This is a genomic window from Micrococcus sp. KRD070 (assembly GCF_017168435.1).
In the GTDB taxonomy this organism is placed as follows: Bacteria; Actinomycetota; Actinomycetes; order Actinomycetales; family Micrococcaceae; genus Micrococcus; species Micrococcus luteus.
On record NZ_JABFNH010000008.1, the window covers coordinates 63,958 to 87,755 of the forward strand.

Annotated in this window: 22 protein-coding genes and 2 pseudogenes; 20 read left to right on the forward strand and 4 right to left on the reverse strand. The window is 72.2% G+C overall.

The features are described from left to right. Positions 1 to 112: 112 nt before the first annotated feature. The 9 genes and pseudogenes from J1M38_RS03100 to J1M38_RS03140 all read left to right on the forward strand — a co-directional run. Positions 113 to 973 (forward strand): annotated as a pseudogene (locus tag J1M38_RS03100) (IS481 family transposase); the annotation flags it as partial. A gap of 510 nt (positions 974 to 1,483) precedes the next feature. Continuing rightward, positions 1,484 to 2,578, forward strand: a complete 1,095-nt coding sequence (locus J1M38_RS03105) for an alcohol dehydrogenase catalytic domain-containing protein (protein WP_020626558.1) — start codon at positions 1,484 to 1,486, stop codon at positions 2,576 to 2,578. A gap of 37 nt (positions 2,579 to 2,615) precedes the next feature. Beyond that, complete coding sequence (locus J1M38_RS03110; RefSeq protein WP_036314923.1) at positions 2,616 to 4,115, forward strand: aldehyde dehydrogenase family protein; 1,500 nt, start codon at positions 2,616 to 2,618, stop codon at positions 4,113 to 4,115. A 308-nt stretch (positions 4,116 to 4,423) separates the two neighbouring features. After that, positions 4,424 to 4,606, forward strand: coding sequence for a hypothetical protein (locus J1M38_RS03115; protein WP_020626556.1), 183 nt, complete (start codon positions 4,424 to 4,426; stop codon positions 4,604 to 4,606). A gap of 45 nt (positions 4,607 to 4,651) precedes the next feature. Next, a complete protein-coding gene (locus tag J1M38_RS03120; RefSeq protein WP_036314920.1) occupies positions 4,652 to 5,065 on the forward strand; it encodes a VOC family protein in 414 nt (137 codons plus the stop codon). Between the two features lie 80 nt (positions 5,066 to 5,145). After that, positions 5,146 to 5,658: a GNAT family N-acetyltransferase gene (locus J1M38_RS03125; RefSeq protein ID WP_020626554.1), complete on the forward strand. Its 513-nt coding sequence runs from the start codon at positions 5,146 to 5,148 to the stop codon at positions 5,656 to 5,658. A 479-nt stretch (positions 5,659 to 6,137) separates the two neighbouring features. Beyond that, positions 6,138 to 6,461: a hypothetical protein gene (locus J1M38_RS03130; RefSeq protein ID WP_020626551.1), complete on the forward strand. Its 324-nt coding sequence runs from the start codon at positions 6,138 to 6,140 to the stop codon at positions 6,459 to 6,461. Continuing rightward, on the forward strand, positions 6,458 to 6,736 hold the full coding sequence (locus J1M38_RS03135; RefSeq protein WP_223247480.1) for a hypothetical protein: 279 nt from the start codon (positions 6,458 to 6,460) through the stop codon (positions 6,734 to 6,736). The genes J1M38_RS03130 and J1M38_RS03135 overlap by 4 nt, the downstream gene beginning before the upstream one ends. Before the next feature lie 10 nt (positions 6,737 to 6,746). Beyond that, complete coding sequence (locus J1M38_RS03140) at positions 6,747 to 7,160, forward strand: DUF805 domain-containing protein (RefSeq protein ID WP_020626549.1); 414 nt, start codon at positions 6,747 to 6,749, stop codon at positions 7,158 to 7,160. Positions 7,161 to 7,185: 25 nt separating this feature from the next. On the opposite strand, the gene J1M38_RS03145 is transcribed toward J1M38_RS03140, so the two are convergent. Continuing rightward, positions 7,186 to 8,658: a PQQ-binding-like beta-propeller repeat protein gene (locus J1M38_RS03145; RefSeq protein WP_206481838.1), complete on the reverse strand. Its 1,473-nt coding sequence runs from the start codon at positions 8,656 to 8,658 to the stop codon at positions 7,186 to 7,188. Positions 8,659 to 8,801: 143 nt separating this feature from the next. Between J1M38_RS03145 and J1M38_RS11910 the strand changes: the two are divergent. Next, positions 8,802 to 8,960: pseudogene (locus J1M38_RS11910) on the forward strand (acyl-CoA dehydrogenase); the annotation flags it as partial. 55 nt (positions 8,961 to 9,015) lie between these two features. Here J1M38_RS11910 and J1M38_RS03150 read toward each other — a convergent pair. Both J1M38_RS03150 and J1M38_RS03155 read right to left on the reverse strand, forming a co-directional pair. Continuing rightward, positions 9,016 to 10,284, reverse strand: a complete 1,269-nt coding sequence (locus J1M38_RS03150) for an aminotransferase class I/II-fold pyridoxal phosphate-dependent enzyme (protein ID WP_036314917.1) — start codon at positions 10,282 to 10,284, stop codon at positions 9,016 to 9,018. Between the two features lie 156 nt (positions 10,285 to 10,440). Next, the gene (locus J1M38_RS03155) at positions 10,441 to 13,872 is read right to left on the reverse strand and encodes a DEAD/DEAH box helicase (protein WP_206481650.1); all 3,432 of its coding nucleotides are present in this window, start codon (positions 13,870 to 13,872) and stop codon (positions 10,441 to 10,443) included. A gap of 235 nt (positions 13,873 to 14,107) precedes the next feature. On the opposite strand from J1M38_RS03155, the gene J1M38_RS03160 reads away from it, so the two are divergent. Then, positions 14,108 to 15,115, forward strand: coding sequence for an IS481 family transposase (locus J1M38_RS03160; protein ID WP_206501168.1), 1,008 nt, complete (start codon positions 14,108 to 14,110; stop codon positions 15,113 to 15,115). On the opposite strand, the gene J1M38_RS03165 is transcribed toward J1M38_RS03160, so the two are convergent. Continuing rightward, a protein-coding gene (locus J1M38_RS03165; protein WP_119217202.1) for an IS5 family transposase occupies positions 15,112 to 16,006 on the reverse strand; the annotation gives its coding sequence in 2 pieces (ribosomal slippage) (positions 15,112 to 15,648 and positions 15,650 to 16,006; 894 coding nt in all). The two genes, J1M38_RS03160 and J1M38_RS03165, sit on opposite strands and share 4 nt — an antisense overlap. An 83-nt stretch (positions 16,007 to 16,089) precedes the next feature. Between J1M38_RS03165 and hisG the strand changes: the two genes are divergently transcribed. The 9 genes from hisG (at position 16,090) to trpA (ending at position 23,751) form a co-directional block, all read left to right on the forward strand. Then, a complete protein-coding gene (hisG, locus tag J1M38_RS03170; protein ID WP_036315380.1) occupies positions 16,090 to 16,938 on the forward strand; it encodes an ATP phosphoribosyltransferase in 849 nt (282 codons plus the stop codon). 46 nt (positions 16,939 to 16,984) lie between these two features. Further along, positions 16,985 to 17,755, forward strand: coding sequence for an imidazole glycerol phosphate synthase subunit HisF (gene hisF / locus J1M38_RS03175; RefSeq protein WP_049146869.1), 771 nt, complete (start codon positions 16,985 to 16,987; stop codon positions 17,753 to 17,755). A 44-nt stretch (positions 17,756 to 17,799) separates the two neighbouring features. Then, positions 17,800 to 18,180, forward strand: coding sequence for a phosphoribosyl-AMP cyclohydrolase (gene hisI, locus J1M38_RS03180; protein ID WP_115164999.1), 381 nt, complete (start codon positions 17,800 to 17,802; stop codon positions 18,178 to 18,180). Further along, a complete protein-coding gene (locus tag J1M38_RS03185; RefSeq protein ID WP_115164998.1) occupies positions 18,177 to 19,727 on the forward strand; it encodes a chorismate-binding protein in 1,551 nt (516 codons plus the stop codon). Before hisI ends, J1M38_RS03185 begins: the two co-directional genes overlap by 4 nt. Further along, entirely contained in the window at positions 19,727 to 20,332 is a 606-nt protein-coding gene (locus J1M38_RS03190) for a Trp biosynthesis-associated membrane protein (protein WP_044658968.1), read from the forward strand. Before J1M38_RS03185 ends, J1M38_RS03190 begins: the two co-directional genes overlap by 1 nt. Before the next feature lie 125 nt (positions 20,333 to 20,457). Further along, complete coding sequence (locus J1M38_RS03195) at positions 20,458 to 20,781, forward strand: HGxxPAAW family protein (RefSeq protein WP_010078761.1); 324 nt, start codon at positions 20,458 to 20,460, stop codon at positions 20,779 to 20,781. A 5-nt stretch (positions 20,782 to 20,786) separates the two neighbouring features. Continuing rightward, positions 20,787 to 21,593, forward strand: coding sequence for an indole-3-glycerol phosphate synthase TrpC (gene trpC, locus J1M38_RS03200; RefSeq protein WP_049146874.1), 807 nt, complete (start codon positions 20,787 to 20,789; stop codon positions 21,591 to 21,593). Positions 21,594 to 21,622: 29 nt separating this feature from the next. Next, positions 21,623 to 22,948 (forward strand): tryptophan synthase subunit beta, encoded by a 1,326-nt coding sequence (trpB, locus tag J1M38_RS03205; protein WP_122054299.1) that lies wholly within the window; start codon positions 21,623 to 21,625, stop codon positions 22,946 to 22,948. Beyond that, on the forward strand, positions 22,945 to 23,751 hold the full coding sequence (gene trpA / locus J1M38_RS03210) for a tryptophan synthase subunit alpha (protein WP_159833121.1): 807 nt from the start codon (positions 22,945 to 22,947) through the stop codon (positions 23,749 to 23,751). Before trpB ends, trpA begins: the two co-directional genes overlap by 4 nt. Positions 23,752 to 23,798: the final 47 nt, after the last annotated feature.

Here is a 23,798-nt window from a genome sequence, read left to right on the forward strand (position 1 = left end):
TGTTGTGGGTCATGAGGTTCTTGCCACGAGGCGCCGGCTGAGATGAGACGAGTGGGCCTCTCCCGCAGGATGGAAGTTCCTCAACAACCCACCTGCCAGAAGAGACCCACTCATGACTCACGCTAACGCACCCCTGACCCCCACCGGCCGACTCAGGATGGTCCACCGCCACCTGCACGACGGGATCCCGCAGGCACACGTGGCCGCCGAGTTCCGGGTGAGCCGGCCCACGGTGGCCACCTGGGTCGCCCGCTACCGCGCCCAGGGAGAAGCCGGCCTTCAGGACCTGCCCAGCCGGCCGCACCGTTCACCTGCCCAGCTCGATCCGGTCTTGGTCGCCCGGATCCACGCCCTGCGGCGGGAGCGCAAGTGGTCCGCACGGCGCATCCATCACCACCTCGTCTCCGAGGGCCACCGGGTGTGTCTTCGTACCGTGGGACGGTGGCTGCACCGACTCGGGATCTCCCGGTTACGGGACCTGACCCCGGCCGGAGAAGACCTGCGCCAACGACCCCAGAAGATCACCGCCCGCGGCCCGGGGCACATGGTGCACCTGGATGTGAAGAAGATCGGGAAGATCCCAGACGGGGGCGGCTGGCGTGCTCACGGACGTGACAGTGAAGCAGGCCGTGCTTCCAAGCGCGGGCCTGGCCGGCGGGTCGGCTACACCTACCTGCACTCGGCGATCGACGGGTACACCCGCCTGGCCTACACCGAGGCGTTGGAGGACGAGAAGGCGGTGACCACGATCGGGTTCTTCTGCCGGGCCCGCGCGTTCTTCGCCGCCCACGGCATCACCGTGGACCGGGTGGTCACGGACAACGGGAACAACTACCGGGCCGTGGACTTCACCGCCAAGGTGGTCTCGCTCGGGGGCCGGCACCACCGGATCCGCCCCTACACCCCGCGCCATAACGGGAAGGTCGAACGGTACAACCGGCTGATGGTCGATGAGGTCCTCTACGCCCGCCCCATCCAGCCCCCGCCGCCGAATCTGCTCCCCCAACGCCGATTTCCATGGCCCCACGAGGCGGATCAGTCGTCCGCTGCGGTCGGAGGCAAAGAGGAAGAGGTCAAGGCCGGCGAAATCACGCGCCACGTCGGCCAGGGTGGTGGCGACCGCATGGTCGAGTGCCGCCGCGCGTGCCCGCACGTCGAGAGTGGCAGTGGTCAGCGTGTCGTCTGCGCGCACCCCGTGCAACCGGGACCGCCGCCAGCCGGATTCCGTCTCGAGGCGATTCGACACCATGACGGTTATGCCCGCCCGTGCGGCCACTCTGAGATGCACATCACGGTCGAGAAGCCTAGGCCGCCCGTCCGCACATCACCAGGACCCCCGCCGTCAGGATGGGCCACCGCCGCCGCGGGTGTCGCAGAACTGCACACCCCGCCCCTACGGCACCGGTCATAGCCTGACTCTGCCACATGTGATCTAGGTCATATTCAGGCGACAGGAATCGACCCTAGTGAATGGAGAACGATTATGCGCGCAGCGCTCGCAATGAAGGTCGGGGGCAAGTTCGAGATCCATGATGTGGTGATCGACGACCCGGTGGGGCGGGAGGTCTTGGTGGACGTGAAGGCCTCCGGCCTGTGCCACTCGGACCTGCACCTCATCGACCACGACTTCGGCCTGCCCCTGCCCGCCGCCGGAGGGCATGAGATCTCCGGTGTCGTCGCCGCGGTCGGCCCCAGCGTGACAAGCCTGAAGCCGGGCGACCGCGTCGTCGCCTGTCTGATCGCCTACTGCGGGGCCTGCGCGCGGTGTCTCGCGGGCCAGACCACCCTGTGCCTGAATCAGGAGGCTGTGGTGCGGGGGCCGGAGGAGAAGCCACGCCTCACACTTCAGGACGGCACGCCCGTCGCCCAGTCCGTCAACGTGGGCGGATTCGCCGAGCAGGTACTCGTCCATGAGAACCAGCTAGCCGTTGTCAACGAGGACATCCCCTTCCCGCAGGCCGCGCTCATCGGTTGCTCGGTCGTCACCGGTGCTGGCGCGGCCATCAACACGGCCCACGTACGGCCCGGTGACACGGTGGCCGTCGTGGGCGTCGGTGGCATCGGCCTCAATGCCGTGAGCGGTGCCCGTCTATGCGGCGCCAAGCGCGTGATCGCGATCGACCTGGACGACTCCAAGCTTGAGGCGGCCCGCCGGTTCGGCGCCACCGACGTGGTCAACTCGGGCTCCGGGGACGCCGTCGAGGCGGTCCTCGGGATCACGGGCACCGGAGTGGACCACGCGTTCGAGGCCATCGGGTTGCCAGTGACCCAGCAACTCGCCCAGGACGTTCTCGGACCTGGCGGAACCGCGTACCTGATCGGCATTGCCCCGCCCGGGACCACGGCCCAGTTCGGCGCCTCGCTCGATTCGCTGTTCGCACAGCGACGCCTGCAGGCGGTGGCCATGGGCTCCTCCAACATCCAGCGCGACATCCCGCTGTACGCCGACCTGTACGTCCAGGGACGTATGGATCTGGACCACATGGTCTCCCAGGAGATCTCCCTCGATGAGATCAATACCGGGTACGAGCGGCTCCTCAACGGCGAGGTGATCCGTTCCGTCATCACCTCGTTCTGATGCCCCACTCCCCATCTCACGACTCCTAGGACGCACCATGACTGAGACATCGAACTCCCCTATGACCGCGCGAGTACGCGCCTTCCTGGACCGCCCCCACCGCCTCCTGATCGGCGGTGAATGGGTCGACGCGGCGTCCGGGAAGACCTTCGAGACCCGGGATCCTGCCACCGGCGAGGTGCTCGCCACGGTGGCGCACGCCGAGCAGGCCGACATCGACGCCGCCGTCGCCGCGGCCCGTGCCGCCTTCGACGAGGGCTCATGGGTGCGGATGCGGCCGAATGTACGCGAGGACCTGCTGTGGCGGATCTCCAACCTGATCACCGAACGCCTCGAGGACTTCGCGCTCCTGGAGTCCCTCGACCAGGGCAAAGGCGTGGGCATCGCCAGCGCCTTTGACGTCCGCGCCGCTGCGGACTGCTTCCGTTACTACGCGGGCTGGCCCTCGAAGCTGCAGGGGGCCGTCAATGCTCCATCCATGCTGCTGGCCCCGCCCGAGGCCGAGTTTCACTCCTACACACGGCGCGAGCCCGTGGGCGTGTGCGGTCAGATCATCCCATGGAACTTCCCGCTGTTGATGGCGGCCTGGAAGATCGCCCCCGCACTGGCCACGGGCAACACCGTGGTCCTCAAGCCCGCGGAGCAGACGCCGCTGACAGCACTGATGCTGGGCGAACTGTTGACGGAGGCAGGCGTGCCGGCTGGCGTCGTCAACATCGTCACCGGCCACGGCGACGCCGGTGCTGCGCTCACCGCCCACCCTGACGTGGACAAGGTCGCGTTCACCGGCTCCACCGAGGTGGGCAAGAAGATCGTGGGGGCGGCGGCCGAAAACTTGAAGAAGGTGTCGCTCGAGCTGGGAGGCAAGTCCCCCAACATCGTGTTCGCGGATGCCAACATCGACGCCGCCGTGGACGGGGCGCTCATGGGATTCACCCTGAACTCGGGTCAGGCCTGCGAGTCCGGCACGCGCGTGTTCGTGCACGCCGACGTCTACGACCGGTTCAACGAGGCCCTCGCCGCGAAGATGCGCCAGATGAGCATCGGTCCGGGCACCGAGGACGCCGCCATCACCCCGCTGGTCTCCCAGGAGCAGCTGGACCGGGTGATGGGCTTCGTTGAGGAGGGCAAGCGGGACGGTGCCGTCGCTCTGACGGGCGGGCAGCGGCACGGCGACGCCGGCTTCTACGTGGAGCCCACCCTCTTCACGGAGACCACCCCGGAGATGTCCATTGTCCGCGAGGAGATCTTCGGCCCGGTGGCCGTCTCCGTGAAGTTCACCGACGAGGACGAAGTGATCCGCGCCGCGAACGATTCGGTATACGGCCTCGCCGCCGCCCTGTGGACCCGGGACGTCTCCCGTGCCCACCGCGTGGCCGCACGGCTCAAGGCCGGCACGGTGTGGGTCAATACCTTCCATGCCCTGGACTCGCAGCTGCCGTTCGGTGGCTTTCGGCAGTCCGGCTGGGGCCGGGAGCTGGGCGCGGAGAGCTTGGAGCTGTACACCCAGGTGAAGTCCGTGACCATCGCACTCTGACAGACGAACGCCAGTCGGTCAGCCGCCGCGGGTGGGATCCTGCGGCGGCTGACCGACATCGGTGGTCATTCACAGGGGCGCCTGCCGCATCCGCCCGTCGCGGCAGGGCTGAGGGCAAGGCCCTGCATTTCAGCGACGCAATCCGGCGCTACGACGCCGGCTCCACGACGCTGACTTCAACCGCGCCTGGATCTTCCTGTGTCTGATCCGAAGATCGGGCCGGTCACGCTTTTCGCATTCGCCTCTCAGCCACCGGTACGGCCACCGCAAGCGGGAGCGCCGCAAGTCTCGGTCCCATCCGTGGCCTCGTGCCCACCGCACGGCTGATCCCCCGCCACCGGATGGGCGGCGAGGGATCAGCCACTGATCGAGGCGGTGCGCTCGGGGTCGGCTGGGCGCTCGCGGGGTGGCAGGTCCTGGCGGTGGTCTCGCTGGCCGCCGTCGTGCCGGCCGCGCGGTGGGTGGATGCGGGGCGCGACGACGTCGACTGAGGCCGAGACGCTGACGCGGACACCGAGGTCGCTTAGTGTGTGGCCATGGTCACTCGCCCCGTGCTCCAGCAGCCGGTGATCGACGCCGTCGACATCCGTTCCGTCGCGGAGTTCTACCGCGAGCTCCTCGGCCTCCACTACCGCGCGGGCGACGAGCTCGCGGACGGTCGCGAGCCGGACAGCGCGGACTGGCTCGTGCTGCTGGACGACGACGGCCGCCGCGTCCTGACATTCCAGCGCACCGACGAACTGAAGCCCAGCACGTGGCCGTCACCCGAGGTGCCGATGCAGCTGCACCTGGATTTCACCGTGCCGGACCGCGATTCCCTCGACGCGGCCCACGACCACGCCCTGCGCCTGGGCGGGCGCCTCGTCCAGGACCGCTCCGACGACGAGGACGAGCCCCTGTACGTGTTCGCGGACCCGGCCGGCCACCCCTTCTGCGTCTTCGTGGGGTGAGCGCGGCAGACCGCGGGGGTGGTTTCACGCACATGTCGAAGACAAAGAAGCCGGTTCAGTGCCGTCGGTAAGGTCGTCGGGTGATCCCGCAACCCACCGATCGACTCACGTTCCGGTGCATGACCGACGCTGACCTCGACGACATGTGCAGGCTCCGCGGAGACGCGGAGGTCATGCGCTACTACCCGCGGGCCAAGTCGCGCAACGAGGTGCAGCGGTGGATCAACTGGTCGAAGGACAACTACGCCAAGCATGGGTTCGGCCTGTGGGTCATCGAACACCGGACCACCGGCGACTTCATCGGTGACTGCGGCCTGACCTGGCAGAACGTCGACGGCCAGGAGGTCCTCGAGGTCGGCTACCACGTCCTGCCTGAACGCCAGGGACAGGGACTGGCAACCGAGGGGGCCTCTGCCTGCCTGCGACACGGGTTCGAGACCCTCGACGCAACGATGGTCACCGCGATCATCAACCCCGACAACATGGCTTCCCGTCGCGTGGCCGAACGAATTGGCATGACCGTGTGGAAGAGGACGCGCGATCCCAGTAGAGCGCCGATCGTGGTCTACAGCAGCCACGGCCAAGAGGCATGACGCACTGAACTGCCGCCATGGGTGCGTGCCCACTGAGGAGACACGCCCTGCGCCCAGCCGGCCAGGCGCTTCTGCGTCTTCGTGGGGTGAGCGCGGCAGACCGCGGCGGCTCAGCCCTCGAGCCGCTGGTCGAACTCCTCGTGGTCCAGCTGGCGGTGCATGCGGTCATCTTCAAGATACGGTGCCGTCCATGCATCTGGACCCGGCCGAGACGAACCGCCGCGCCTACGATGACGCCCGCGTCGTCGCGGGGATCGCCCCGGCGGGGACCGCGTCGAGTGGCGGCGGGGCACGGCGGAGCTGATCGAGCCGGCGTCGGTGGACCTGGCGGTGGACCGCGTCTGGAGCGGCTGGCACGGCCGCCCATTCGACGCGGCGGAGCACCCGCTGATGATCATCGGGGCCTGTCCACAGGGGGCCTGACCCGTCCACCCGTCATGGCAGGATGACGCATGTCACACGTGATGCGAGGGGGAACCATGACGGACACGACCACGGCCCGCCCCATGCGGCCGGCCCACTTCGACGACGACCCGCCCGTCCGCGGGATCGGCCACCTCCGGCACCCGGTGGTGTGGGGCGGGCTGATCGGGGTGGTCGGCGGCGGCGCCTTCCTGTTCGGCGGGATCGCGGGGCTGCCGGCCGAGCACCAGGGCACGCTGCGCGGCAGCGCGATCGCGCTGATCGGCTTCACGTTGGTGGTCGTGCTGCTGCGCCGGCGGGTGCTGCCCGCCGTGCAGGCGCCCGCCCGCGGCGCGTCTACGGGATCGCCGTCGTCACGATGCTGGCGCTCCTCCCCGTGACACGCCTGGTGGCACTCGCGCTCGACGCACCGACGGCGCAGATCGCCCTGGTGGCCGCCGTGGTGGGCGGCCACTTCCTCCCGTTCGCCCGGGCATTCCAGGCCCCGGTGTTCTGGTGGATCGGCGGGGCGATGGCCGTGCTGGGGCTCGCCGGTGCCGTAGTCGCGGTTCTCGGCGATCCCGTGGCCGGGCCCGCGGGGGCGGCCGAAGCGGGAGCTGCGATGCTCGTGATCGTCGCGGCACAGGGTCTGCTGGCGTCCCCTCGGCAGGACTGAGGGCCGGACCATGACCATGCTTCAGGCCATCCGCCGCTACTACGCCGGCTACGCGCAGTTCAGCGGGCGCGCGTCCCGCGCCGACTTCTGGCTCGCGGCGCTCTACGTGTGGCTCCTGCAGGCCGTCGTTCACTTCGTGTCCACCGTCCTGGACGTGTTCCTCCTCGGCTCCCCGGACCTGTCCCTCCGCGACGCGGCCGTCCTCCTCGTGGGGATCACGCACGCACTCCCCTCGCTCGCCCTGCTCGCCCGGCGCCTCCACGACGCCGGCTTCAGCCGCGCGTGGCTGTTCCTCGGGCTGGTGCCGTTCGTCGGCCCGCTCACGCTGCTCGTGTTCGCGCTCCAGCCGTCCGCCCCGCGCCTCGGACACCCCGCCGATGCGTCGGACCCGGTGCCGGCGGGGGCCACGGCCGCGCGGCGCTGACCCCCGCTCCCCTGGCCCGACCTGATCAGTGATCGTGGTCGGTGTGCTCGTCGGACTCGTGGCCGTGATCGTGGTCGGCGTGCTCGTCGTGGCCGGACTCGGCATCAGCGCCCTCCTCGGGCTTCACGGACTCGGGCTCGCCGGTGACCACGGCCATCTCGACCGGGGCGAACTCCAGGTCCTTCTCCAGGACGGTCTCACCGGTCTCCAGGTCGACGGCCACGAGCTTCTGGGCCTCCGCGTCGGTGACGTAGGCGGTGTTCCCGGCCACCTTGAGGATCGGGCCGGGCTCCTGCCACTCGTCCTTCTCCTTCCACGGCTCGATCACCGGGTACTCGGCGGTGACCTCACCGGTCTCCTCGTCGATCACGGTGACCTCGCCGTCGTAGGTCAGCACGACCGCGGAACCGTCCTCGGCGCGGCCGAGCGAGCGGAACCAGTAGGAGGAGCCGAGGTCCACGGTGGTGAGCTCATCGGTGCGGGTGTCGATGAGGGCGATCGCCGTGGGCCGCTCGACGGCCTCCTCCGGCTCCTCCTCGACCTTGTGATCACCCAGGACGATGGGCGAGTCATGCAGCCCGAACAGGTTCCCGGAGCGCTGATACTCGGTCTCGACGTCCACCTTGTGGAACTCGCCGTCCCGGTACACGACGGGCCCGTTCTCGCATCCCATCACGACGACGTCGCCCGCCTCCGTCGGCTGGGCCGCGGCCTCGCCGTGGCTGCCGGGGCAGTCGTCGGTCTCGGCCGTGACCTCGCTGGTCTTCGGGTCGATCACCTGGAGCGTGTTGCGGGAGTCCTCGGTGCCCTGCGTGGTGAAGAGGGTGCCGTCGGAGAGCTCGAGCGCCACGCCGTGGTGCGGGTCCTCGGTCTCGGCCTCCGTCATGACGGGCATGAGGTCCGGGGTCGCCTTGTCCAGGTGGGCCGAGTCGAAGGTCCGGATCGCGCCCGTGCCGTCCCCGAAGAGGGTGGTCCTGCCGTTGTGGGTGACGACGTGGCCGGGGTGCTCACCCGGGAACGTCACGCCGGTCATGCCGGGCGCGGACTCGTAGTGGTGGACGTGATCGCCGTGGGCCTTGGCCTGGATGCCGGTGGAGAACACCTCCCAGCCGTTCCCGGTGGTCACCAGGACGTCCTTGCCGTTGCCGGCGTTGCTCAGCCGCGTGAAGCCCGGGACGTCCTGCTCCCTCACCACCTCCCCGGACTCGGCGTCGAGCAGCGTGAGCCCGCCCTCGTGGGAGAGCAGGATGCGCGGGGTCACCGCGGAGACCTCGGTGGTCCGGGTCGGGTCGACGCGGTCCCCCTCGGAGACGGAGGAGGCCGCCGTCGCCTCACCCGACGGCGACTCGGCGCCGTCCGCGGCGGGGGCGGGGGCCGACGTCGGCCCGGACGGGGCGGCGTCCGCGCCGCACGCCGTCAGGGCGATGGCCGCGGCGGCGAGGGTGGCGGAGAGGGCGGCGGTGCGCGCGGAACGGCGCTGCGGGGCGGAGTGGGACACGAGGAGCCTTTCACGAGGGCGGAAAGATGCGACTGATTCACAATAAAGACTGTTGCGGATGGTTCGCAATACGGCGGGGGGCGTCTGCCCGTCATACCGGCGGCGCCGACGGCGCGCCCCCGTCGCGGGAACCGGCACGTGACGCCCTCGAGCGCGCGGCGACCCGCCTGTTCGAGGTGGGCGGGGCCTCCGCGACCCTGCGCACACGCGGGCTGGACCGGCATGGGCGCAATGCGCGGGTGCTGGTCAGCCACAACCCGCTGATCTACCGCGCCCGACTGCTCGGCGACCGGGCCGTCACGGACACGCCGGTCGGGCGGCTGAGGCGTCGGGCGGTGCGGCGCGCGGCGGAGCCCGTCAGGCCAGGCCGCGCGCCGCATGCCAGGCGGCGATCCGCTCGAGCGCCTCGTGGACGGCGTCCGGGCCGGCGGCGAAGGAGAGCCGGACGGACTCGGGCCCGTGGACGGCGTCGAAGTCGTCGCCGGGGGTCAGCGCGACGCCGGCCTCCTCCAGCAGGGCGGCGCAGTAGCCGACGGCGCTGCCGAACTCCGCCAGCATGCCCGGGGCGAGACGGGCCCAGAGGTAGAAGGCGCCGTCGGCGGGGGCGGCGTCGGCCCAGCCGAGCCGGGGCAGGGCGGCCAGCACGACGCCGCGCGTCGCCGTGAAGCCGCCGGCCTGCTCGGCACAGAACGCGTAGGACTCCTCGCTGAACGCGTGGACGGCCGCCTCCTGGGCCGCGGCGGGCGGGCAGAGGGCGACCGAGCCGGCGAGGCCGTCGACCGCGGCGGCGAGGTCGTCCGGCATGAGCATCCAGCCCAGCCGCCAGCCGGGCATGCCCCAGTACTTGGAGAACGAGCTGACCACGAGCGCGGTGCGGGAGGTGCGCCATGCGCAGGCGCCGAGCCCCTCCCCGTCCGTGTGCACGATGCCGTGGTAGATCTCGTCCGAGACGAGCCGCACACCGCGTTCCTCGCACCAGCGGGCGAGCTCGGCGAGCTCGTCGGCGCTGACCATCGTGCCCGTGGGATTGGCCGGGGAGGCGAGCACGAGCCCCGCGACCGGGCCCTCCGCGAGCGCCGCCTCCAGGTGGGCGACCGTGGGCTGGTAGCGGGTGCCGGCGTCGACGTCCACGTCCACCACCTCCACCCCGAGCGCCGTGAGGATGTTGCGGTACGCCGGATAGCCGGGGCGCGGCAGGAGCACGCGGTCCCCCGGGGGGAACGCCGCGAGGAAGCCGAGCATGAACGCCCCCGAGGAGCCCGTGGTGATCGCGACCTGCTCGGGGCGCACGTCGAGCCCGTACCAGCGGCGGTAGTGGCCGGCGACGGCGGTCCGCAGCTCCGGCAGGCCCAGCGCCGGGGTGTAGGTGAAGGCACGGCCGGAGGCGTGGACGGCGGCGGCCGCGGCGTCGACGGCGGGCGGGGCGCCCCCGCCCGGCTCCCCCGCGCACAGGCTGACGACGTCGTGGCCGGCGGCACGGAGTTCGGCGACCCGGCCGAGGATGCTCATCACCGTGAACGGTGGCACCTGAGACCGGGCGGACGGCGCGAAGGCGGGGGTGGCGGTGGGGGCAGGGGCGGCGGTGCTGGCGGGGTCGGCGGTGCTGGAACGGGACGGGCGACGCATGGCCCGAGGCTACCCCCCGCTTTCGTTCGGGAAACGGCGCCCCGGGGACGACTTTCGTTGACGAAACGGGCGGGCGGGCCGCCGTTTCCCGAACGAAAACGTCGCGACACGCCGCCGTTTCCCGAACGAAAACGTCCGGTACGCCTCGCGCGGCCCTCACTCCTCGGCGCCGAGCATCTCCCGGATGTCCTCGGCGGTGAGGGAGTCGGTGAAGGCGCCGGCGCCGGAGTCGTCGGACTCGTCCATGAGCGCGCCGAACAGCTCGGCCTTGCGCCGCTGCAGCTCGAGCACCTTCTCCTCGATCGTCCCCTCGGACACGAGCCGGTAGACCATCACGGTCCGCTCCTGCCCGATCCGGTGCGCCCGGTCCACGGCCTGCGCCTCCGCGGCGGGGTTCCACCACGGATCCATGAGGAACACGTAGTCCGCCTCGGTCAGGGTCAGGCCGAAGCCACCCGCCTTCAGGGAGATCAGGAACACCGGCGCCTCGCCCTCACGGAAGCCACGGATCACCTCGGCGCGCCCGCGCGTGGAGCCGTCGAGGTACGCGTGCTCGATCTCCAGGTGGTCCAGCTCCTCGGCGATCACCCGCAGGAAGCTCGTGAACTGGCTGAACACGATCACGCGGTGCCCCTCGCCGATCACCTCGGTGAGGTCGTCGAGGAACCGCTCGAGCTTCGAGCTGGGCACGGAGGCGTACTGGTCGTCGACGATCTGCGGCGCCAGCGCGAGCATCCGCAGCAGCGTGAGCGACGTGAAGATGGTGAACCGGTTGCCGTCCATGTCCCCGAGCAGGCCCAACACCTTGCGGCGCTCGCGCTGGAGCACGCGGTCGTAGAGCTTGCGGTGGGCCGGCTCGAGCTCCACCTGGAGGATCTGCTCCTGCTTGGACGGCAGGTCCTTCGCCACGAGCTCCTTGGAGCGGCGCAGCATGAACGGGCGCACGCGGCGGCGCAGGGCCGCCATCCGCTCGGGGTCCCCCCCGGTCTCGATGGGGGTCACGTAGGTCTCGCGGAACCGGCGGTGGCTCGGGAACAGGCCCGGCACGACGACGCCCAGCAGCGCCCACAGGTCGCTGAGGGAGTTCTCCATCGGCGTGCCGGTGATGGCCAGCCGGAAGGGGGCGCGCAGGTCGCGGGCCACCGTGTGCACCTTCGCGGCGCGGTTCTTCAGGAACTGTGCCTCGTCGAAGACCACCCCGCCCCAGTCGAGTCCGCCGTACTGGCCGGCGTCGATCCTCAGGAGCGTGTAGCTGGTGACCACCACGTCCGCCCCCGCCACCTCGTCCGCCACGGCGGTGCCGCGCTTGCGGGTGGTGGTGTCCAGGACGCGCACGTCGAGGTCCGGGGTGAACTTCTCGGCCTCGGCCGCCCACACGGACACCACGGAGCTCGGCGCAACCACGAGGAAGGGCGGCCGCTCGGGCCGGGCCTGGCGTGCGTGGGCGAAGAGCGCGAGGGTCTGGACGGTCTTGCCCAAACCCATGTCGTCGGCCAGGATCCCGCCGAGGTCCTGCTCCCACAGGAACGCCAGCCAGCGCAGGCCCTCCTCCTGGTAGGGGCGCAGGTCGGCCTTCAGGCCGGCTGGGCGCGGGGCCTCGGGGAGGCGCTCGACGGCGGCCAGACGCCCGACGGCGGCGGTCCACTCCGGGTCCTCGTCCACCTCGTCCGCGAGCTCCTTGAGGTCCTCCCAGAAGCCGACCTGGTGCCGTGAGACGGGGGTGTGCTCCGGGGTCCACTCCTGCAGGGTGGCGGCCTCGGAGAGCAGGGCGCGCAACCGGTCGAAGGCGGGGTGATCGAGGCCCAGGTAGGAGCCGTCCGCGAGGATCAGCGTGGTCCTGCCCTGCACGAGCGCGGTGAACAGCTCCACGAACGGCAGCACGTGCCCGTCCACGGAGACCTGCACGCCCAGGTCGAACCAGTCGTTCTGCGTGGCCTTCGTGCCGACCTCGATGCGCGGGGCGGCCTTCAGTTCGCGGTAGTCGGGGCGGTCGCCGGTGACGTCCACGCGCACGTGGTCGGCGCGCTGCAGCAGCGGCAGCACCTGCTCGGAGAACCGGGCGGCGCCCACGCCCTCGAGGACCTGCTCCTCGGCGCGGCCGGCGCGGGGCCAGAGCTCGGCCACGGCGCGCAGCACCGCGTCCTCGTGCCGGGTGTCCCGCAGGGGGTCGCCGCCGGCGTCGAGGCCGAGTTCGCGGGGCGGGTCGAAGTAGAGCCAGGACCAGCGCAGCACGAGCTCGTGGTCGGGCCGGAAGTCGGCGCGCAGCCGCAGCACGGGCGGCTCGAACTCGGGCAGCTCCACGGAGGCGTCGCCGCTGGTCACGGGCAGGGCGCCACGCAGCCGCGGGTAGATCCGGCCGAGGAACTCCTCGCGGTCCGCGGCGGGCACCCGCACGGGCCCGCCGGCGAGCACGAGCTGCTGCACGGCCTCGGGGACGGGGCGTTCGGCGGGGATCAGGTGGAGCACGGCCTCCTCGTCCGTGAGCTCCACGCGGTAGAAGCCGATGCCGCCCACGGCGTGCACACCGCTCAGCCCGGGGACGGGCGGGGCCGGGTCCAGGGCCGGGGCCACGTCCAGGCCGCCGTCGGGGGCGGCGGTGACGTCCAGCCCGACGGCGGCGGGCGCCTCCAGCACCACGTCCGTCAGCAGCCCCAGCGGCACGAGCTCCACCCCGACCTCGCGGGCCTCCGCGAGCAGCTGCCAGATCCGCAGGGAGTCGAAGACGTGCAGACCGAACCAGGCGTCGCCCGGGTAGGAGTCCTCGGCCTGGACCTGACGCCAGATCAGGCGCATCGCCCGCTCCTGGGCGGGGGCGAACTCGGCGCGCGGGAACTGGAATGCCTTCCACGTCAGCCCGCCCTTGATCCACGTCCCCTTGGCCCCGCGCTTGAGCGGGCGCACGGTCACGTACAGCGGGCGGCCCTCGCGCACCTGCTCCTCCCCGGCCGTCGCCGGGCCCCACTGCTGGAACGCGTTGCGGGAGGACTCGGCCACGAGCTCCACGCCGATCGCCAGCGCGGGCGGCGTGCCCAGCCGGCGCGGACCGTCGAGCCCGGCCAGCGGCTCCATGACCCGTCGCCAGTCCAGGCCGGCAGCGGGTGGGGGCGCCGCCCCGTCCGCGGCCGGGGCGTCGAGGCCGGCCGGGCCGCCGTCGTCGTGGCCCCGTCCGGTGGGCGCGGGCAGCGCGTCCGCCGTGGTGACCATCTCGGCGAGCTTGCGGCGGGCGTCGTCGAGGGCCTGGTCGGCGTCGAGGCGGACCACCTGGTAGAGCGCGGCGGCCACGTGCTTGCAGTCCGTCCCGACCGGGCACGTGCAGCGCCCGCCCACCGGCTCCATGAGGGCACCGGTGCCGGCTGCGGCGGCGTCGTCGTAGGCCTGCTGCAGCTGCACCTGCACCCGGTAGGGGCTGGGCGCGGTGCCCTGGACGGAGGCGCTCAGGCGGCCGGTGGCGGCGTCGTAGCGCAGGCGCCCCACGGCGCCCGACGCGGCCACGGCGAAGCCGCGGTCCGCACTGGTGGGCCCGACGACGGCGCGGATGGCCTCGGTGCGCAGGTGCGGCAGGACGTCTCCGGAATCTGCAGTGGCCATAGCGAGCAGTCTTTCACGGACCGTGCCGGGCCCGCTCCGACCGACGCCGGCCCGGCGGCGTGCCGACCACCCCGTTCCCGGGTCCGCACACCCGAGACCTTCAGCCCGACCCGCCCCGGACCGTAGAGTGCGCCCATGGCGTCCACACAGCCCTCCCCGGCTGAGATGAGACGAGTGGGCCTCTCCCGCAGGATGGAAGTTCCTCAACAACCCACCTGCCCGAAGAGACCCGCTCATGACTCACGCTAACGCACCCCTGACCCCGACCGGCCGTCTCAGGATGGTCCACCGCCACCTGCACGACGGGATCCCGCAGGCACACGTGGCAGCCGAGTTCCGGGTGAGCCGGCCCACGGTGGCCACCTGGGTCGCCCGCTACCGCGCCCAGGGAGAAGCCGGCCTTCAGGACCTGCCCAGCCGGCCGCACCGTTCACCTGCCCAGCTCGATCCGGTCCTGGTCGCCCAGATCCACGCCCTGCGGCGGGAGCGCAAGTGGTCCGCACGGCGCATCCATCACCACCTCGCCTCCGAAGGCCACCAGCTGTGCCTGCGCACCGTGGGGAGGTGGATGCACCGGCTGGGCATCTCCCGGTTGCGAGACCTCGCGCCCACGGGTGAGGACCTGCGCCAACGACCGCAGAAGATCACCGCCCGCGGCCCGGGGCACATGGTGCATCTGGACGTGAAGAAGATCGGGCGCATCCCCGAGGGGGGCGGCTGGCGTGCTCACGGCCGGGACTCCGAGAACGCGCGAGCGGCCAAGCGCGGGCCTGGCCGACGGGTCGGGTACACCTACCTGCACTCGGCGATCGACGGGTACACCCGCCTGGCGTACACCGAAGCGTTGGAGGATAAGCGGACGGTGACCACGATCGGGTTCTTCTGCCGGGCGAGGGCGTTCTTCGCCGCCCACGGCATCACCGTGGACCGGGTGGTCACGGACAACGGCAACAACTACCGGGCCGTGGACTTCACCGCGAAGGTGGTCTCGCTCGGGGGCCGGCACCACCGGATCCGACCCTACACCCCGCGCCACAACGGGAAGGTCGAGCGGTACAACCGGCTGATGGTGGACGAGGTCCTCTACGCCCGCCCCTACACCTCAGAGCAAGCTCGGCGTGAGGCCCTGGCGGTGTGGGTGAACCACTACAACTACCATCGGCCTCATACCTCCTGCGGAGACGCCCCGCCGGCCTCACTGGCACCGACCCGAGTCAACAACGTCATGCCCTCCTACACCTAGGGCATGTCTGACAATCGTTTTGACCATGCGATCACAGCATTCAGGACCACAGCGGCCCTGTAGATGATCGCGTACTTGTCATACCGGGTCGCCAGGCCCCGCCACTGCTTCAGGTGCGCGTACTGGCGCTCGATGACGTTGCGGCCCTTGTAGGCGGCCGCGTCGAGGCTGACGGGGCGCCCGCCGCGGGCACCGCGCCGTCTGCGGTGGCCCTGCTGGTCGGCCGGTTCGGGGATGACCGCTTTGATCCCACGGGCACGTAGGTGGGTGCGGATCGCCCGGGAGGAGTACGCCTTATCGCCCAGCACGGCCTCGGGGCGGGTCCGGGGCCGCCCTACTGGCCGGGTCACGCGCAGCTGCTCCAGAAGAGGAAGCAGCATCGGGGAGTCCCCTGCCTGGCCGGGGGTGATCAGGCTGACCAGCGGCAGCCCGGTCCCGTCCACGAGCTGATGGATCTTCGTGCTCAGCCCGCCACGGGAGCGCCCGATGCCGTGATCGGCCGGCTCCTCACGCGGATTCTTGTAGTTCGATCCATCCCCCTGTGTGGCGGGTGATGTTCGTCGCGTGCTGGTGGGCGCGGGCGATCGTGGAGTCCACCGAGACCGACCAATCGATCAGGCCTTCGGCGTCAGCGGCGGCGGTCAGCGTGGCCAGCACCGTGTCCCATGTGCCTTTTTCGGCCAAGCGCCGATGCCAGGTCCACACGGTCTGCCAGGGCCCGTAGACCTCGGGCAGATCCCTCCAAGCGATTCCGCACCGGTACCGGTAGATGATCGCCTCCACCATGGTGCGGGCGTCGGCGAACGGCCTGCCGGCGCGGCCGGTCCGGGTCGGGAGCATCGGGGCGATCAACTCCCATTGGGCGTCGGAGAGCATCTGGAACCGGGACATGTCCCCAGGGTCTCAGCTGACTCGTGCATCTATTCTCAGACACGCCCTAGGCCCGCCCCACCGCACCCCGAGGAGACCGACGCGTGCTGCGCATCGCCGTGCCCAACAAGGGCGCCCTGTCCGAGTCCGCCCGCGAGATCCTGACCGAGGCCGGCTACCGGCAACGCCGGGACTCCCGCGAGCTCGTCCTCGTGGACCCCGAGAACAACGTCGAGTTCTTCTACCTGCGTCCCCGGGACATCGCCGTCTACGTCGGCCAGGGCACCCTCGACGTCGGCCTGACCGGCCGCGACCTGTTCTGCGACGCGCAGGTGGGGGACACCGCCGAGGAGATCATGGCGCTCGGCTTCGGCCGCTCCGTGTTCCGTCTCGCCGCCCCCGTCGGCTCCTTCACCTCCGCCGAGCAGCTCGCCGGCAAGCGCATCGCCACGAGCTACGACGGCCTGCTCTCCGACTACCTGGCCCGCACCGGCCTGGACGCCACGGTGGTGCACCTCGACGGCGCCGTGGAGTCCTCCGTCAAGCTCGGCGTGGCGGACGCGATCGCCGACGTCGTGGAGACCGGCAGCACCCTGCGCGCCGCCGGCATGGAGGTCTTCGGCGAGCCCATCCTCGACTCGGAGGCCGTGCTGATCGGCCGCGCGGGGGAGCGCCCCGAGGGCCTCGACGTGCTGCTGCGCCGCCTCAAGGGCGTGCTCGTGGCCCGCCGCTGGGTCATGATCGACTACGACATCCGTCGTGACCTGCTGGAGGCGGCCACCGCGGTCACCCCGGGGCTGGAGTCACCGACGGTCTCCCCGCTGCGGGACGAGACGATGGTCGCCGTGCGCTCCATGGTCCGCAAGCCGGACGCCAACCGCGTCATGGACGAGCTGTACGCCCTGGGCGCCCGCGGCATCCTGATCTCCGCGATCCACGCGATCCGCCTCTGACGGCCCGCGCCGTCCCGCCCGAGCCCCCCGAGACGAAGGAGCCGACGTGAGCCTCGCCGTGCGTGTCATCCCCTGCCTGGACGTGGACGCCGGGCGCGTGGTCAAGGGCGTGAACTTCGAGAACCTGAGGGACGCGGGCGACCCGGTCGAGCTCGCTCGCCGCTACAACGCCGCGGGCGCCGACGAGATCACGTTCCTCGACGTCACCGCCTCCACCTCGGACCGCGCCACGACCTACGACGTCGTGACCCGCACGGCAGAGGAGGTCTTCATCCCGCTGACCGTGGGCGGCGGCGTGCGCACCGTCGAGGACGTGGACCGGCTGCTGCGCACGGGGGCGGACAAGGTCTCCGTCAACACCGCGGCCGTGGCCCGGCCCGAGGTGATCACGGAGATCACCCGGCGCTTCGGGTCCCAGGTCCTCGTGCTCTCCCTCGACGCCCGGCGCACGGAGGACCCGGGATGCGCTTCCGGCTATGAGGTCACCACCCACGGCGGCCGCCGGGGCACCGGCATCGACACCGTCGCCTGGTGCCGGGAGGCCTCCGAGCGCGGGGTGGGGGAGATCCTGCTCAACTCGATCGACGCGGACGGCACGCGCGAGGGCTTCGACCTGGAGATGATCCGGGACGTGCGCGCCGTGACGCGCGTGCCGCTGATCGCCTCCGGCGGCGCCGGCGAGCCCGAGCACTTCCCGCCCGCCGTCGCGGCCGGCGCGGACGCGGTGCTCGCCGCCTCCCTGTTCCACTTCGGCCCGGACGACATGCTCGCCCGCGTCAAGGACGCCCTGCGGCAGGCGGGGCACACCGTCCGCTGACCCCGTCGGCCACGCCCCGCTCCGGCTCCCTAGACTGGACCTCCATGAGCATCTCCCCGCCCGACGACCTCGTGGCCTCCCTGACCTTCGACGACCGGGGCCTGGTGCCCGCCATCGCCCAGCAGGAGGGCACCGGCGAGGTGCTCATGATGGCGTGGATGAACGAGGAGTCCCTGCGCGCGACGCTCGAGACCGGCTGGGCCACCTACTGGTCCCGCTCGCGCGGCGAGCTGTGGCGCAAGGGGGAGACCTCGGGCCACCTGCAGCGGGTGCGCGCGGTCCACGCGGACTGCGACGGCGACACCCTGCTGCTCACCGTGGACCAGACCGGCCCCGCCTGCCACACGGGCACCCGCACCTGCTTCACCGGCCGCGAGATCGTCATGCCGCCGGCCGCCGTCGACCCCGAGGAGGCCGCCCGATGACCGCCGCCACCACTCCCTCCCGTGCGGAGTTCCTGCGTCTGGCGGACACCGCCCGCGTGATCCCCGTGGTCCGCACGGTGCTGGCGGACGGCCTCACGCCGCTGGCGATCCATCGGCGCCTGGCCGGCTCCCGCCCCGGCACCTTCCTGATGGAGTCCGCCACCCCGGGCGCGGCATGGTCCCGGTACAGCTTCGTCGGGGCCGGCTCCGCCGTCACGCTGACCTCGCGGGACGGTGAGGCGCACTGGCAGGGCACCCCGCCCGAGGGGCTGCCCACGCAGGGCCGTGCCCTGGACGTGCTCGCCGCATGCCTGCGCCTGCTGCGCACGGACGTGCGCGCCGAGGTCGGAGGCGTTCTGCCGCACCTCGTCTCCGGCATGGCCGGCTTCCTGGGGTGGAACACGGTCCGCGCGTGGGAGCGCCTGCCGCACCCGCCCGAGGACCACCTCGGCCTGCCCGACCTCGCGATGAACCTCGTCACCGACCTGGCCGTGCACGATGCCCTGGACGGCACCGTGACGCTGATCGCCAACGCGGTGAACGGCAACGGCCTGGCCACCGGCGCGGACCGCGCCTACGACGACGCGCTCGCCCGCCTGGATGCCATGGTCGAGCGCCTGGCCGCCCCGGCCGCGGACCCGGTCAGCGACGTCCCGCGCCGCTGGCTCGAGGCGGACGCGGACGAGGTCGCCGCCCAGGCCGAGGACCGGTGGGGTGCCGAAGGCTTCCGCGAGGCCGTCGCGAAGGCCCAGCGGGCGATCCGCGACGGCGACGTGTTCCAGGCCGTCGTCTCCCGCCGCCTCTCGGTCACCACGGACGCCACCGGTCTGGACGTGTACCGCGTCCTGCGCATGGTGAACCCGAGCCCCTACATGTACCTCTTCTCCTTCGAGACCCCGGACGGGGAGCCGTACGAGATCGTGGGCTCCTCGCCCGAGGCGCTCGTCACCGTGCGGGACCGCCGCGTGGTCACCCATCCGATCGCCGGCTCACGGCGGCGCGGGGCCACCGCGGAGGACGACCGCCTCCTCGGCAAGGACCTGCTGGAGGACGAGAAGGAGCGGGCCGAACACCTCATGCTCGTGGACCTCTCCCGCAACGACCTCTCGCGCGTGTGCCGCCCCGGCACCGTCGAGGTCACCCAGTTCATGGAGCTCGAGGCGTTCAGCCACATCCTCCACCTGGTCTCCCACGTGGAGGGCCGCATGCGCGACGATGTCGACGCGCTCGACGTCCTCCGCGCCGCCTTCCCCGCCGGCACGCTGTCCGGCGCCCCGAAGCCCCGCGCCCTGCAGCTGCTGGACGAGTGGGAGCCGACCGAGCGCGGGCCCTACGGCGGCGTCGTCGGCTACTTCGACCTGGCGGGCAACATGGACATGGCGATCAACATCCGCTCGGCCACGCTGCACCGCGGCCAGGCGCACGTGCAGGCCGGCGCCGGCATCGTCGCCGACTCCGATCCCGACGCCGAGACCGCCGAGACCGTCACCAAGGCGACGGCGCCGCTGCGGTCCGTGCTGACCGCGGGCGAGCTGGGGCAGGCGTGATGCGCCGCCGCACCGTGGTCCTCGCCGCGCTGGCCGCCGGCGGGCTCGTGCTGCTCACGGCGGGCCGCACCTGGGTGACCGCCACGGGCCTGTCCGGCGGGATCGCCTCCGAGGCGACGACGTCGGGCGGCGCCGCCGCGCCCGTCGCCACCGCCATGGCCCTGGTCGTGATGGCCGGTGCCCTCGCCCTGACCACCGCCCGGCGCCTCGGCGCCGTGATCGTCGGCGTGCTCATGGCGCTGGCTGGGGTCGTGATCGCCTCGACCTCGGTCACCGCCGCCCTGGATCCGGCGACGACGGCGGCCGCCGCGGTCGCCGACGCGACCGGGACCACTGCGCTCGCGCAGGACTACGCCGTGACGGCGTGGCCGTGGGTCGCGGCGGCCGGCGGCGTGCTCGCGGCGCTGTGCGGCGTCGTGGCGGCACTGGCGGGCCGTGGCTGGCGTTCGTCCCGGCGCTACGAGAAGGCGCCTGCGGCCTCCGAGCCCGGCCCGGCCGCCGCCGGGGAGCAGCCCGCGCAGTCCGCCCGCGAGGCGGCCCAGCGCCGGCGCGTGGACCAGATGGACGCGTGGGACGAGCTGTCCCGCGGCAACGACCCCACGTGAGCGCCCGTCTCTCGGACCGCCCCGCACCGCCCGGGTCGTCCCGGGTCACGCGGGCCCGGTCCCGTGCCCGCATGGCACAATGAGGGACAGTCGTCATGTACACCACGCACCAGTGAGGGACAGCCATGAGCCACACCGCGAACACCGCGCACACCGAGCCCACCACCCGTCGCGCCGCCCGCCGCGGCGCCGTCGAGGACGTCGTCGTCACCGAGGACGGCCTGGTGCTCAACGACCCGACCCACCTCGAGCTGCCGGGCCACGGCAACTCGCCCGGCGCGTGGGCCATGGTGGCGCTCGTGCTCGTCGGCTTCGTGGCCGGCTGCGTCGGCCTGCTCGCCGACTGGAGCGTCGTCGTGTGGATCGGGCTCGCCCTGATGGCCGTGGGCGTCGTCGTGGGCATCGTCGCCGGCAAGGCCGGCGCGGGTCGCGGCCAGCACGGTCACTGATCCGCGTGTCCGTCCTCCAGGAGATCATCGACGGCGTCCGCGAGGACCTCGAGCCACGTCGCCGTGCCCTGCCCGAGGCGCGCCTGGCCGAGCTGGTGGCCGCCGCCCCCGCGCCGCGTGACGCCCACGCGGCCCTGCACGGCGGACGCACCGACCCCGCGGGGATCCGGGTGATCTCCGAGGTGAAGCGGGCGAGCCCCTCCAAGGGCGCGCTCGCCGAGATCCCCGAGCCGGCCACCCTGGCCCGCGCGTACGAGCGCGGCGGCGCCAGCGCCGTCTCCGTGCTCACCGAGGCCCGCCGCTTCGGCGGCAGCCTGGCCGACCTGGACGCCGTGCGCGCCGCCGTCGATCTGCCGGTCCTGCGCAAGGACTTCACCGTCACCGAGTACCAGATCCACGAGGCCCGCGCCCACGGGGCCGACCTGGTCCTGCTGATCGTGGCCGCCCTCGACGACGCCGAGCTGGCCGGCTTCCTGCAGCTCACCGAGTCCCTGGGCATGCACGCCCTCGTGGAGGCCCACACGCCCGAGGAGATCGAGCGCGGCGTCGCCGCCGGCGCCCGCATCCTCGGCGTCAACGTGCGCAACCTCAAGACCCTGGACGTCGACCCGGCCCGCTACGCAGCGCTGGCCGACGGGCTGCCCGAGGACGTCGTCCGGGTCGCCGAGTCGGGCGTCGAGTCCGAGGAGCAGATCAAGGCCTACGCCGCCGCGGGCGCCGACGTCGTGCTCGTGGGCGAGGCCCTCGTGCGCCACGGCGCCCCCGAGGAGGCGCTGCGCGCGTTCCGCGCCGCGTCCCTCACCGTCCGCTGACCGAACCAGACCCGAGGAGCGTGGTCGCCATGAGCGCCGACCGTCCGAGCACCGAGCCCGCGATCGAGTTCGAGGGGCCCTATCAGGGTCAGGCCGGACCCTACTTCGGCGACTACGGCGGGCAGTGGATGCCCGAGTCCCTCATGGCCGCGCTGCAGGAGCTCACCCGCACCTACGAGCAGGCGCGGCAGGACCCCGCCTTCGAGGCCGAGCTGCGGACCCTGTTCCGGGACTACGTGAACCGGCCCTCCCTGCTGAGCGAGGTGCCGCGGTTCGCCGCGGACACCCCCGGGGTGCGCATCTTCCTCAAGCGCGAGGACCTCAACCACACCGGCTCGCACAAGATCAACAACGTGATCGGCCAGGCGCTGCTCGCCCGTCGCATGGGCAAGACGCGTCTGATCGCGGAGACCGGCGCCGGCCAGCACGGCGTGGCCACGGCGACGGCGGCCGCGCTGTTCGGCATGGAGTGCACCGTGTACATGGGGGAGGAGGACACCCGCCGCCAGGCCCTGAACGTGGCGCGCATGCAGATGCTCGGCGCCGAGGTGGTGCCCGTGGCGATCGGCGCCCGCACCCTGAAGGACGCGATCAACGAGGCCCTGCGGGACTGGGTCGCCTCCGTGGACAACACGCATTACCTGATGGGCACGGTCACGGGCCCGCACCCGTTCCCCGCCATGGTGCGCTACTTCCACTCCGTGATCGGCGAAGAGGCCCGCGAGCAGATCCTGGCGCAGGCCGGCCGCCTGCCGGACGCCGTCGCGGCGTGCGTGGGCGGCGGGTCCAACGCGATGGGCCTGTTCCACGGCTTCCTCGACGACCCTGAGGTGGAGCTCTACGGCTTCGAGGCCGGGGGCGAGGGCCTCGAGACCGGTCGCCACGCCGCGTCCATCACGCTCGGACGCACCGGCGTGCTGCACGGCGCCCGCACGTACCTGATGCAGGACGAGGACGGGCAGACGATCGACTCCCACTCGATCTCCGCCGGCCTGGACTACCCGGCCGTCGGCCCGGAGCACGCCTTCCTGCACGACACGGGCCGCGCCGTCTACGAGCCGGTCTCGGACACCGAGTGCATGGACGCCTTCCTCCGGCTCACGCGCACCGAGGGCATCACGCCCGCCATCGAGTCGGCCCACGCCCTGGCCGGTGCGCTGCGCCTGGCCCGCCGCTGGGCGGACGAGGGCCTCGTGGGGCCGGACGCCCCGGAGGGGGAGGAGCGGATCATCATCGTGAACCTCTCCGGCCGCGGGGACAAGGACGTCGCCACGGCGGCGGCCTGGTTCGGCCTCGGCACGGCCGCGGAGGAGAAGGACCCGCTCGAGGAGATGACCCCCGGAGAGGAGCAGTGACCGGCATGACCGTGCACTCCAAGACCGCCGCGGCCCTGGACGCCGCGAAGGCGGCCGGCCGCACCGGCCTCGTCGCCTTCCTGCCGGCCGGCTACCCGTCCGTGGACGAGTGCGTCGAGGCCGTCGTCGCCGCCGCGGAGAACGGCGCCGACGTCATCGAGCTGGGCCTGCCCTACACGGACCCCGTGATGGACGGCCCCGTGATCCAGGCCGCGACCCAGACGGCGCTGCAGGCGGGTTTCCGCGTGGCCGACGTCTTCGACATCATCCGACGGGTGACCCAGCGCACCGACGCCGCGGTGCTGGTGATGACCTACTGGAACCTCGTGGACCGCATGGGCGTCGACGAGTTCGCGCGCCGCCTCGCGGAGGCCGGGGGCGCCGGTCTCGTCACCCCTGACCTCGTGCCCGAGGAGGCCGGCGCCTGGATGGAGGCCTCGGACCGTCACGGCCTGGACCGCGTGTTCCTCACCGCGCCCTCGTCCACGGACGAGCGGGTGCGCCTCACCGTCGACTCCTCCCGCGGCTTCGTGTACGCCGTGTCGGTCATGGGCGTCACCGGCACCCGCGACGCGGTGTCCACCGTCGCCGAGACCGTGGTCCGCCGGGCTCAGGATGCCGGGGCGGAGCACGTGTGCGTCGGCCTCGGCGTCTCCCAGGCGGCGCACGTCCGCGAGATCGGCGCCTACGCCGACGGCGCGATCGTCGGCACGGCCCTGGTGCGCGCGCTGACGGACGGCGGGCCGCAGGCCGTGGGCGCCCTCGCCCGCGAGCTCGCCGCCGGCGCCGTCCGGGAGGGCTGAGCATGACCGCCCTGGCCTCCCTGGCGTCCCCCGCCGCCCTCGCACCC